We start from the raw sequence: 10,721 nt of genomic DNA, 5'->3' as shown, positions 1-10,721 counted from the left end.
GGGTACATGGTGGTTTTCCTGAAGCAGATATTATTCCAAGCAATGTAACAGCACTATCAACAATGAATGAACGATTAGACACGATAAGACCAGTCACAAAAGTTGCTATCGATCCTGAGCCACTAGCGTCATTCCTTTTGAAACCTAAAATACAACGTTGGGAGAATTCCCAATGGCTTCAATGGGTGAAAATACAGCCTTGTTGTGTTTGCGGACAACAAGCTGACGATCCACATCACATTATCGGCCATGGTATGGGAGGTATGGGAACGAAAGTTCATGACTTATTCACTATTCCATTATGTCGGCAACACCATGATGAGTTGCATCGTGATCCAAAACAATGGGAAGCCACTTATGGCAATCAACTCGAATTATTATTTTCTTTTTTAAACCGCTCATTAGGAGTGAGGGCATTGGTTTAACGTGTGTACAGAGCCGGGAGTATTAGCATGAGAGATATACAGGAAGTTTTATCACGTTGGGGAGCGTGGTGTGCTGATAATACTGAGTCGGTTCAATGGTATTCGATTGCTGCGGGATTTAGTGGATTAATACCAAGCAAGGTTAAAGCTCGTCCTCAATGCTGTGAAGATGATGCAATGATTATTTCTAGTTGCATGGCTCAATTAAATAAAAAAAGCAGTGATATGCATGACTTATTGCTTGATTATTATTTATTCGGAATGACATTTATGCAACTGGCTAACAAGCACAACTGTTCTGATGGACATATAGGTAAAAAATTGCAAAAGGCGGAAGGAATAATAGAAGGTATGTTAATGATGCTAGATATTCCATTAGAGATGGACCGGTATGTGGAAAAAGCTATATAAAACTTTACGTACGTAAAATAAGTGATATTGTGATAAGACTGACATCAAGGTCAACTAACTTATGAACCTCGCAATACGGTTTTTTTGCATTTAACGTGCATTTAAATAAAAGCATTAGTGTGCCACGCAAATTCGATGTTATTGTGCTAAGTATGAATATATTGTCAGAATGAAACCTTAAATACTGAGGATGGGAATACAGGGAAGATATTAATCTAGTTAATCATTTACAATGTTATTCTATATATAGTATTATTGATAATTGATTTTATCAATATATGGTGGATTTGTGGATAAGAATAAAATAAAAGCTACGCAGGAATTCATTTTTGATAATGTAGCCAAGATGTTGAGAGATAAGTACCCTCATAAGTCATTGCGTATAGAATACCCTTCAGACTTAATTATTGAGGACCTTGATACCCTACAAAAAGAAGGGAAGCTAAAATGGAAAGCTTCAGTAAAAAGTGGTACTCTACTTAACATAGAGCAAGAGCACCCGATAAAACTTGTAGTATACTATCGAGGGGAGCCAGTTGGATATGCATTTGGTGGCTACAAAAAGAAACTAGAATCTCTGGAAATATCGTGGATTGAAAAACGAGTTGATGCGCACGCTGATCTCGATCATCAGATGCTAGGGTTGACAATTGATAGTTACGCGGCATATGGTATGATGCTTCGTAAAAATGGGTTGCCAGTTAAGCAACTAGCAATAGTTAGCCCTGTTGAAGACGCAAAGCGTTACTATAAAGAGTGTGGATTTGATTACACTGCTAGCTATGATGGTTACACAGAGGCTATGATTTTTAAGTATCAGCAAGCTTAATTGTATGTAAAGTTTTGTAAAAGGTCTTGAGCCAAGAAGAATGAAGTAGCATTTTGTACTAATAAATTGTCGTTTTAAACGTTTAAGCTTATTAACATCCACCATAATCATTTAGAATATTAAAATATATTAGAACTTAAGCATATTAAGTACCATAGGAGATAAAATGAATTACCTGAAAACATTAGAGGCACAAGCTGAAGCTTTAGTAGCCGAATTGTTTGCAAATGATAAAACTCCCATGGAACAATTTGGTACAAGCTGGTCTCAAATTGAAATGCTAGAAAGACGAGTGCCAAACTTAGTTAGCCAACTAAATGCGCCAACAGATGACTATGCCAAAGCACTGTGTTGCTAGTTGTGAATCAAAATCTCGAATAGCTCGAGTATATTCTTTAAGCTAAATTAATTCAAAAGTAAAAGGCTGCGCAATGCGTGGCTTTTTTTATTTGCACCAGTAGCTCAATGGTAGAGTAGGCCGCTCATAATTGCTTGGTTGTGGGTTCAAGTCCCATCTCGGTGTACCAAATACGCCACCACAGAATCAACATCCATTTATACCGTTCACACAAGAGCTGTGAGTCGGCACCTTAGTAATTAAATAAATCGGTAAATGTTATGTCAAAAGAGATAAACGAATTACAGTTTAGTCTTCACTATGCTTCAAAAACAGACAGTGAAAAGAACACCTCTATCATTTTAACGGCGAATATCCATACGGCTGATGGTGAAACTCAACAACTGACACAATTAATTTGCACAACGTCTCCCGCAGGTAAAAAGCAATATCGAATCGGCTTGCAAAAAATTAGTGATGCTGGTGCTCCATTGCTGGTGGCGATTGAATCCTATTGGCGTAAAAACACACAAGAGAGTTGTGTTTATTTGTTAGAGAAAGCGAAGCAATTTATTAAGGGACACTTACAACAAACGAATACATGGATATCTATGTATGGTCTTGTGATTGTTTCTAATGCGTCACTGGAAGAACAGTTGCCTGAAGGTTTATTAAAGGCACTTAAAGTATCAATGCCCGCCTAATTTTTATCGTTTCACTTTTAACTCTCTCACACTCATCATCAACGGACACTCCTTTGGGGGTGACTATGCGTATGGAAAAATTAACCAATGTTACTTACGGAACCGCAGGCTTAACGGCATTTTTTGCCAGCCTCTCATTATATGAATGGGGATTTGTTATCGGGATGGCGTTCAGCATGGTTCTAGGTTTAGCCACTTATTTTATGACTCGAAGAGAACAGCGAAAACGCACTCAATTATTTGAAGAGCTTGTTCGTCATGTTGACCCACAAAACCCAACTGAAACCCTAAAAAGGCTTGCTGAATTAATGGTGAAAGCGCCAAAGGATATTTAATGTCTCTCAAACAGAAAATAGCGGCGCTAACAACAGCAGGAGCCACAGCAATCGCGTTAGTTGTCATTGCCCATTTTGAAGGTGTACGTTATGAACCTTATCGTGATGTGGCGGGTGTTCTAACAGTTTGTTATGGGCATACAGGCAAAGACATTATTCACGGTAAAACATATACACAACAAGAATGTGATGCGTTATTACAAAACGATTTTATTAAGACACAACAGCAAGTCGATGCATTAATCAAAGTACCACTCGATGACTACACCAAAGCCGCTTTATATTCCTTTGCTTTTAATGTGGGTGCCACCGCATTTTCTCGCTCAACATTACTCAAGAAGCTAAACGCCGGTGATAGAGCGGGTGCCTGTGAAGAAATAAAACGTTGGGTATATGCGGGTGGAAAGGTTTGGCGAGGGCTTGTCAGTCGTCGAGAGGCGGAGTCAGCACTATGTCATGGAAACCTTTAATCATCATTATCAGCTTTATCCTTGCATTACTCATTACAGTCGCTGGTGGCATTTATCTCTTGATTGATAACTCATGTACTAAAGACCAAGTTAGTTTAGAAAAGCGCTGTCAGATAGCTCTCTCACATCATCGGTACTAATCATGAAATACGGGAAACTCTATGCCGTTATTACGATGGTAGGCATCATTGTGGGAGGCTATTGGCTGGTTAATTGGCAAGCTAATAGGATTAATTCACTGACAGATACCAACAAAAAACTGACAGTAGCTCTCGAAGAACAGAAGTCTATTAATACTGATTATCAAGCACGCATAATGCGGTTAAACCAACTGGATATTCAATATACGCAGGAGTTAGCGAATGCCAAGAATGAAATTAGTCGCTTGCGTGATATTAGCGAGCGTCATCCTGAGCGGGTGTACATCAAAGCCGAGTGTCCCAAAGTCAAAACCACTCCCTCCACCAGCTTGGCTTATGCAACCACCGCCCGACCTACAGACACCGCTATCCGAAATTATTGGTTACTCAGAGAGCGAATTGCAGAGTCAGAACGAGTGATTCTTGGGTTACAGGATTATATCAAACATGAATGCTTAGAATAAAAAAATGCGCTCATGGTATAGAGCGCGAATAAAAAGTTATAAAAATGAATTATGACGATATGTAGTATATTTATCTGTTTAATAAATTTCTAGTATCTAGTTTGAATTGTTAAGGAAAAATTAAGAGGAATGAAAGCATTCAAGAAAAAAGCCCAATATAAGAAATGGGCTAAACAGGAAAGGATATTAATCAATATTATGATCTTCTCTTAAGATATCATCAATTGTCATATAAATAAACGAATTAATCTAAATTACCACAATAAAAGGTTAAATTATTAAAAAATTAAATGGGATATCTCTGTATGATTGGAAGTAAGATAAAATTATTTTTATTTAATTTGGTTATGAAGATTAATGTTATATGCGGTGATCGAGTTTTAAAAATATAAATTTTTATACATTGATATTATGATTAAAATGAATTTTATATGATGAAATGATAGGGATTATAATTTCATTGAGAAATATTTGGATTATTTAATAATGATGTTATCCTAAAAGTAATAGAAAATACTATAAATTATTTTTATGAAAATGATAAATAAAATATTAATTATTATTACTCTGTTATCCTTATCAATTAATACTCAGGCATTAATGGAAAGAACTCTAGTTACAACGGCAACATATGAATCTTATGTTGCATGTGTTGCAGCGAAAGAGGATATAGCGTTTGATAATGTTTATCTTTTAATGCATAACAATAGAAATAAAGTAAACAGTGAAGGTGATCAAATACCATTATCTTTTAACCCTAGGTTTGATACTGAGTTACTTCAACATTATCATTTAATTTATGAACTTACAAAAGATGAGAGAATGGTGGATTGTGATATGTTTGCAAGTATTATTTATGATTCTTTGAAAGAGGAGTTTGATGTTTGTGATATGGGAGAATATTCACCTATGGGTAAAAAATATGAGGATGTTGTGTTATCTTTATTAAAATAGAAAGAATATTTTAGCATTTTATAAATTATATTGGATATAAATGTCTGAAATTGAGTTATATAAAATGGACTGAAATACTCAAATTACTAATCACTATAAGTATAGTGATGTTAATAAAGTATAACTCAGATAAACATATCAACCTTATTTTTGATTAGTTGTCTTTAGAAAGTTAGATATGGAATAAAAAAAGCCCCATGAGTTTGAGTTCACAGGGCGGCTGAAATGAAGCAACAATAAACATGTGTCAATTGTACTGTTATTTCTGCATGATGCCAAGAAAAATATTGTATTTTGATTGTTTAACATACAGTTGTTATCAGATATTCTCTACGAATATCACTACGTTGCTATTTGGGGCATAACAAGCAATGCTAGTTATAGAGAAAGGAAGATAAGAAATATCCAACATAATCTCCATCAGTTTTGATTGCTGGTGGCTTTTTAATTGAAAGATATTATAAACAAGCTTTATCTTTATAGCTGCTGATTAGTAAATGAGGGGATACTAATATTATTGTTGAATTTGATATTTAGTGCTACTTTTAATAAGAAAAGCCCTTCATATCTATATGAACGAAAGGCTAAGTAGAACAAAATATCAATTTAATGATAAATATAGCGATACTATTATGCATAACTTTTTTAAGTATAATTACTAATTTGAGTTTAGCAAATTGTTTAGAAAAAAATCCCCTGTAAGCTAGGATAATTACAGGGGTGACAATAAAGCTAAAATACAGAGTCTAATCAGTGTGCCCAAAGGAAGACACTAAGTCTCATAGATAGAAGTAACTTATACGTTGTATAAGTTGCTAAGCATATATACTTGCTTAATATGTTTCTAGTGTTTAGATCAAAGATTAGATAAGTAGCCTTATGATTTTTAATGGACACTAAAAATATTGGGTTAGAAATCGTTATTTATGAGGTTTTATGGTTAAGAATTATCTGTGATAACTTGTTTATTTTTTCATTGAGTAGATTCAGTGCCAAAAAATATCAGGTAACAGAGAATAGAATGTAAAGGCTACTTTATGAATAAAAAAACGCCTCGGGAGAGAGGCGAAAAACGGCGTTATAATTAACATATCATCAAGAAAAATATTAACTGATAAATTTTGATTCGTAAACTTAAATTATTAATTTATAAATAATTTTTTGTATGATTCTTGTGCAATATCTAAAATATCATATCTGTCTAGGTTTATAATGAAGATAGGTATTATCGTAACCAATTTTCATGTTGCATCAATAGTTAAATGAAAAAGAAGCCGGATCACAAAGATTGTGCGTATTTTTAAAAATGCTAGTTGATGGCATGATTTATAAAGGTATTAAGCTATGTGGCAAAAGTGCATTGATAAAGGTGAATTGTATCAAGGCACATTGGGTATGCAGTTAGCTGCTATTTTATATGTAGCGTCGCGTTGTCGCTGTTCTTATTACATTAACGATGACATGTTCTCCTCACATTGAGTATGTAAGAGAAATCAAAAACAACGAATACCGCCGTTTTGTTATTTTTCGGTCATTATCAGCAACGTCAGCTGTAGGTAGAAGAAGGGGCGTGACGATGGAGAGACATCATCTACAAACATCATTCATTGAGTTGTGTATACAGATAGCCATCAGTTAATCGCTGGTGGCTTTTTTTATACGCATTACATCGCTCATTCACAGAGCAATTCACAAACGTCGAATCCAATCACTTTGATATGAGCCTTCGAGAAAGTCAGTTATAGCTGGCGAGCTTCGACGGGCTGATTTTCTATGTGAACGAGGGTTCATTTCAAATGAAGGTAATACGTTATGCAATATCCAAGAGTAAGTATTAATGGTGTATCTGTTCGCGTTGATGACAAAGGAAGATATAACCTAAATGATTTACATGCCTCAGCCGTGGCAAATGGCGAAGCCAGAGAGAATCAAAAGCCAAGTCAATTTTTGAGAAGCAAACAGGTTAAGACATTTGTAGAAAAATTAAGCGCAATGCAAAAATGCACTGCGGTCAAAGTCATTAACGGTGGGCTTAATCATGGTGTGTGGGCATTAGAATTGGTTGTTATTAGATACGCAGCTTGGCTAAAGCCTGAGTTTGAAATTCTCGTATATAACACCTTTAAGGATGCTACGAGAAAAGGGTTAGATATCATGGCTAAGTTGAACAAGTTAGATCATGTAATCAATACTGAAACTAAAAATATAAGTAACTGTGCAAGAACGATGGCTAACTGGGGAGTTGGTGGTAGAAAGCAGTTACTACTAACAGCGAGGGAACGAATTCTTAAAGAAGCTCAAATCTATATTCCTGGTATTGAATAGCGATCATTTAAATTGAGGATGCTGATTTAATTAATATCTAACGATGAATAGGCCCTAATGGCTTTTTATTGGAGTTTATTATGTCAAACAAACAGATTAATTATGAGGCAATAGGTCATTGTGTTTACTTGCAAAAAGAAATATCGCAGCTAATTGAAGAGAGAAGCAACCTATATAAAGAATTCATAGCGATTTGTCATTCAGGGCAATTTCCTTATACAGATCCAAGAAACACAAAAATCATCGATTTAAATAGTATTGATAAGCCAGCTAAATTGCTAAAAAAAATACATGAGATAAATCAAACTATCATCACACTAGCAACCACTCATAATCAATGGGCGGATAAGGCTGATTATGAACATTATGTTATTAGTAGTGATAATTCTTTAGATTTTAGTACGTCTAGTGACGCTATATTCAAAGGAATTATTACCTGCAATAAGCAATCATCAATAGAAACTGATGTCGTCAGAAATAAACCATGAAAAAACGCAATGTCTATGGTGGTCGGTGGGCAAAGGTGCGATTAGCATTTCTTAATGAACATCCACTTTGTGTTATGTGCCAAGAACAAGGGCGCATTACTGCTGCCACAGTGGTTGACCACATTATTCCGCATCGTCTTAAAGAAGCACTTCAATCAGGCAATAAAGAACGTATCGCAAAAGCCCAAGCTTTATTCTGGGATAAAAATAACTTTCAAAGCTTATGCGAACTGCATCATAACTCGACCAAACAACGTATCGAAAAGAGTGGCAAAGTCATTGGCTGTAATGCGGATGGCATTCCACTCGATCCCAATTCTCATTGGCATCAATAACACCATGAATACAGGGTGGGGGCGGGGTAAAAGTTCAAACACTCTCGCCCTGATTACCTAGCGCCCTCATTTGTGTGCACAACCGCGAAATGAAAAGTTTTTTTCTGGGAGGTTCCGATGGCAGGAAGACGCCCGAAACCGACCCACTTGAAGGTGGTCACCGGTAATCCGGGAAAACGAAAACTCAACGATAAAGAACCCCAACCCAAACGTGAAATTCCAAGCCCACCCGAACATTTAACGGATTGGGGGAAAATGGCGTGGGCAAAATTAACCTTAATACTCGATGGGATGGGCGTTTTAACCGTGGCTGACACGCTGGCATTAGAACGGCTGTGTGATATCTACGCCGATATTCTTCAATTGCGAGACACCATTGCCATTGAAGGTAAGACATACACCACAAAAACGCAATTAGGGGATTTTTTAATTAAAGCGAATCCAGCGGTTGCCATGTTGGACAAAAAAGACGGTCTTTTTAAAAGTTATTTAGTCGAGTTTGGTTTAACCCCCGCCNAAGGTAAGACATACACCACAAAAACGCAATTAGGGGATTTTTTAATTAAAGCGAATCCAGCGGTTGCCATGTTGGACAAAAAAGACGGTCTTTTTAAAAGTTATTTAGTCGAGTTTGGTTTAACCCCCGCCGCTCGTTCGAAGGTGAAGATGGATGGTGGAGAAGAAGAGGAAGATCCGCTCAACCAATATTTCGGTTGATCCGGCAACGCAATACGCGCAAGACGTGCATCAAGGCAAAATCTTAGCGGGGCCTGATATTCGTCATGCATGTGCACGTCATCTCAAAGACTTAAATGAAGCCGAGCAACGGGGATTAGTCTGGGATGTTGAGGCTGTCAAAAGGGTGATCGACTTTTTCGCGAAAGTCTTAAAGCTCAATGGCGGGGAGCATGAAGGGAAACCGTTTATTTTATTGCCTTGGCAATGCTTTGTGATTGGCTCTATTTTTGGCTGGAAAATGACAGACGGCACACGCCGATTTCGCATGGTGTACGTTGAATCAGGTAAAGGTTCAGGAAAATCCCCGATGGCAGGTGGCGTTGGGTTGTATTGTTTAGTCGCCGACAGTGAACCGCGTGCTGAAGTGTATGCGGCAGCCACAAAAAAAGACCAAGCCATGATTTTGTTTCGTGATGCGGTGGCGATGGTTGATCAATCTCCTGCATTAAGCCAGCGGATCACCAAGTCAGGCGGAACAGGCAAAGAGTGGAACTTGGCTTATTTGAAAACAAGTTCATTCTTTCGCCCAATTAGCTCAGATGATGGGCAATCAGGGCCTCGCCCCCATTGTGCGCTGATAGATGAAATTCATGAGCATAAAAATAATACCGCCGTCGAGATGATGCGAGCGGGCACAAAAGGTCGGCGGCAAGCCTTGATATTTATGATCACCAACAGTGGCCATGATAAAACCAGTGTGTGTTATGACTACCATGAATACGGTCGAAAAGTCGCCGAAGGCACTATCGAAGACGACAGTTTCTTTTCCTATATTTGCTCACTGGATGAGGGCGATGATCCCTTTAAGGATGAATCTTGCTGGGGGAAAGCCAATCCGTCATTGGGCTACACCTTTTCTGATCGCTATTTACGCGAGCAAGTGACACAAGCCCGAGGTATGCCCGCGAAAGAAAGCATTGTGCGTCGGCTTAATTTTTGTCAGTGGGTGGATGCCGATAATCCGTGGATTAACAGTGAAACATGGATGCAGTGTGAAAACACGTTCACCTTCGATGATCTTCAAGGTGAAGAGTGTTATGGCGGATTAGATTTATCGGGAACCAAAGATTTAACGGCATTAGCCTTGTATTTTCCTCGCCTTAAACGTCTTTATGTCGAATTTTGGACACCCAAAGACACCTTATTGGATAGAGCAAAAACCGACCGAGTGCCTTACGACTTATGGGTAAGGCAAGGCTTTATGCATACCACGCCAGGGAATGCGGTAAGGTATGAATTTGTGGCAGAACGCATTGCTGAGATGGCGATGCACGTCAACATGAGAGCCATTGCCTTTGACCCTTATCGCATTAAATACCTTGTACCCAAACTCGATGAAGTGGGGGTGACGGTTCCCTTAATCCAACATGGACAAGGATTTTACAAAGCCAAAGATTCAGGGCTGTGGATGCCACACTCTATCGAACTGTTTGAACAGCTCATTGATGACAAGAAGATTGAGATCCACGCCAATCCTTGTTTGAGATGGAATGCCGCATCCGCTGTGCTTGAGGCTGACCAAAAAGATAACCGCGTCTTTGCCAAGAAAAAAAGCACGGGTCGAATTGATGGAGTGGTGGCCTCTGCAATGGCGATTGGGGCTTCTGAAGGGGAATTCGAGGATGAAGGGGATATTGATGGTTTCTTTGATAACCCAATTATTGTGGGGATCTAAATGCGTAACGTGAAAAAAAAGAGCCGAATAAAATCGGCGATCCTCAATTGGATGGGGATACCCATTAGTTTAACTGATGGCGCCTTTTGGG

The 10,721-nt window shown here is 37.9% G+C and carries 15 protein-coding genes, 1 tRNA gene and 2 pseudogenes; all 18 read left to right on the top strand.

The genetic code is table 11. The features are described 5' to 3' along the window. On the top strand, positions 1-425 hold a 425-nt coding region (locus B6258_RS01855), incomplete at its 5' end, for a DUF968 domain-containing protein (protein WP_129586839.1). 27 nt (positions 426-452) lie between these two features. Then, positions 453-836, top strand: coding sequence for an antiterminator Q family protein (locus B6258_RS01850; RefSeq protein WP_099073848.1), 384 nt, complete (start codon positions 453-455; stop codon positions 834-836). Positions 837-1,125: 289 nt separating this feature from the next. Further along, positions 1,126-1,665 carry a hypothetical protein gene (locus B6258_RS01845; RefSeq protein WP_099073847.1) on the top strand — a complete coding sequence of 180 codons (540 nt, stop codon included), beginning with the start codon at positions 1,126-1,128 and terminating at the stop codon, positions 1,663-1,665. A gap of 166 nt (positions 1,666-1,831) precedes the next feature. Then, positions 1,832-2,023, top strand: a complete 192-nt coding sequence (locus B6258_RS01840) for a hypothetical protein (RefSeq protein ID WP_099073846.1) — start codon at positions 1,832-1,834, stop codon at positions 2,021-2,023. Positions 2,024-2,116: 93 nt separating this feature from the next. After that, positions 2,117-2,192, top strand: a tRNA-Ile gene (locus B6258_RS01835). Between the two features lie 91 nt (positions 2,193-2,283). Continuing rightward, positions 2,284-2,706 carry a hypothetical protein gene (locus B6258_RS01830; RefSeq protein WP_099073845.1) on the top strand — a complete coding sequence of 141 codons (423 nt, stop codon included), beginning with the start codon at positions 2,284-2,286 and terminating at the stop codon, positions 2,704-2,706. A 65-nt stretch (positions 2,707-2,771) separates the two neighbouring features. Beyond that, positions 2,772-3,041 (top strand): phage holin family protein, encoded by a 270-nt coding sequence (locus B6258_RS01825; protein ID WP_046334538.1) that lies wholly within the window; start codon positions 2,772-2,774, stop codon positions 3,039-3,041. Beyond that, positions 3,041-3,511 (top strand): lysozyme, encoded by a 471-nt coding sequence (locus tag B6258_RS01820; protein ID WP_099073844.1) that lies wholly within the window; start codon positions 3,041-3,043, stop codon positions 3,509-3,511. The genes B6258_RS01825 and B6258_RS01820 overlap by 1 nt, the downstream gene beginning before the upstream one ends. Next, entirely contained in the window at positions 3,493-3,651 is a 159-nt protein-coding gene (locus B6258_RS17995) for a hypothetical protein (RefSeq protein WP_004244729.1), read from the top strand. The genes B6258_RS01820 and B6258_RS17995 overlap by 19 nt, the downstream gene beginning before the upstream one ends. Before the next feature lie 2 nt (positions 3,652-3,653). Continuing rightward, a complete protein-coding gene (locus B6258_RS01815; protein ID WP_099073843.1) occupies positions 3,654-4,115 on the top strand; it encodes a lysis protein in 462 nt (153 codons plus the stop codon). Positions 4,116-4,715: 600 nt separating this feature from the next. Further along, complete coding sequence (locus tag B6258_RS01810; protein ID WP_099073842.1) at positions 4,716-5,069, top strand: hypothetical protein; 354 nt, start codon at positions 4,716-4,718, stop codon at positions 5,067-5,069. Between the two features lie 1,344 nt (positions 5,070-6,413). Beyond that, positions 6,414-6,548 carry a hypothetical protein gene (locus B6258_RS18430; RefSeq protein WP_276307757.1) on the top strand — a complete coding sequence of 45 codons (135 nt, stop codon included), beginning with the start codon at positions 6,414-6,416 and terminating at the stop codon, positions 6,546-6,548. 333 nt (positions 6,549-6,881) lie between these two features. Next, positions 6,882-7,394, top strand: coding sequence for a KilA-N domain-containing protein (locus tag B6258_RS01805; RefSeq protein ID WP_099073841.1), 513 nt, complete (start codon positions 6,882-6,884; stop codon positions 7,392-7,394). An 80-nt stretch (positions 7,395-7,474) separates the two neighbouring features. Beyond that, the gene (locus B6258_RS01800; RefSeq protein WP_099073840.1) at positions 7,475-7,882 is read left to right on the top strand and encodes a hypothetical protein; all 408 of its coding nucleotides are present in this window, start codon (positions 7,475-7,477) and stop codon (positions 7,880-7,882) included. Beyond that, a complete protein-coding gene (locus B6258_RS01795) occupies positions 7,879-8,217 on the top strand; it encodes an HNH endonuclease (RefSeq protein WP_099073839.1) in 339 nt (112 codons plus the stop codon). Before B6258_RS01800 ends, B6258_RS01795 begins: the two co-directional genes overlap by 4 nt. A gap of 117 nt (positions 8,218-8,334) precedes the next feature. Further along, positions 8,335-8,733, top strand: a pseudogene (locus tag B6258_RS01790) (phage terminase small subunit P27 family); the annotation flags it as partial. A gap of 3 nt (positions 8,734-8,736) precedes the next feature. After that, a pseudogene (locus tag B6258_RS18595) lies at positions 8,737-8,934 on the top strand (P27 family phage terminase small subunit); the annotation flags it as partial. Beyond that, entirely contained in the window at positions 8,888-10,630 is a 1,743-nt protein-coding gene (locus B6258_RS01780; protein ID WP_099073838.1) for a terminase large subunit, read from the top strand. The pseudogene B6258_RS18595 and the gene B6258_RS01780, both read left to right, overlap by 47 nt. Positions 10,631-10,721 lie beyond the last annotated feature (91 nt).

It is taken from the genome of Proteus alimentorum (assembly GCF_002607735.1).
Classification (GTDB): Bacteria; Pseudomonadota; Gammaproteobacteria; order Enterobacterales; family Enterobacteriaceae; genus Proteus; species Proteus alimentorum.
The sequence above is the reverse complement of the archived record's forward strand: the minus strand, read 5'-3'. Positions and strand labels throughout refer to the sequence as shown.

What these genes read in the sequence shown, in the direction of transcription:
- B6258_RS01825 (WP_046334538.1), top strand. Translation starts at nt 2,772, where the DNA reads ATGCGTATGGAAAAATTAACCAATGTTACTTACGGAACCGCAGGCTTA.
- B6258_RS01850 (WP_099073848.1), top strand. Translation starts at nt 453, where the DNA reads ATGAGAGATATACAGGAAGTTTTATCACGTTGGGGAGCGTGGTGTGCT.
- B6258_RS01820 (WP_099073844.1), top strand. Translation starts at nt 3,041, where the DNA reads ATGTCTCTCAAACAGAAAATAGCGGCGCTAACAACAGCAGGAGCCACA.
- B6258_RS01795 (WP_099073839.1), top strand. Translation starts at nt 7,879, where the DNA reads ATGAAAAAACGCAATGTCTATGGTGGTCGGTGGGCAAAGGTGCGATTA.
- B6258_RS01840 (WP_099073846.1), top strand. Translation starts at nt 1,832, where the DNA reads ATGAATTACCTGAAAACATTAGAGGCACAAGCTGAAGCTTTAGTAGCC.
- B6258_RS01805 (WP_099073841.1), top strand. Translation starts at nt 6,882, where the DNA reads ATGCAATATCCAAGAGTAAGTATTAATGGTGTATCTGTTCGCGTTGAT.
- B6258_RS18430 (WP_276307757.1), top strand. Translation starts at nt 6,414, where the DNA reads ATGTGGCAAAAGTGCATTGATAAAGGTGAATTGTATCAAGGCACATTG.
- B6258_RS01780 (WP_099073838.1), top strand. Translation starts at nt 8,888, where the DNA reads ATGGTGGAGAAGAAGAGGAAGATCCGCTCAACCAATATTTCGGTTGAT.
- B6258_RS01800 (WP_099073840.1), top strand. Translation starts at nt 7,475, where the DNA reads ATGTCAAACAAACAGATTAATTATGAGGCAATAGGTCATTGTGTTTAC.
- B6258_RS01815 (WP_099073843.1), top strand. Translation starts at nt 3,654, where the DNA reads ATGAAATACGGGAAACTCTATGCCGTTATTACGATGGTAGGCATCATT.
- B6258_RS17995 (WP_004244729.1), top strand. Translation starts at nt 3,493, where the DNA reads ATGTCATGGAAACCTTTAATCATCATTATCAGCTTTATCCTTGCATTA.
- B6258_RS01830 (WP_099073845.1), top strand. Translation starts at nt 2,284, where the DNA reads ATGTCAAAAGAGATAAACGAATTACAGTTTAGTCTTCACTATGCTTCA.
- B6258_RS01810 (WP_099073842.1), top strand. Translation starts at nt 4,716, where the DNA reads ATGGAAAGAACTCTAGTTACAACGGCAACATATGAATCTTATGTTGCA.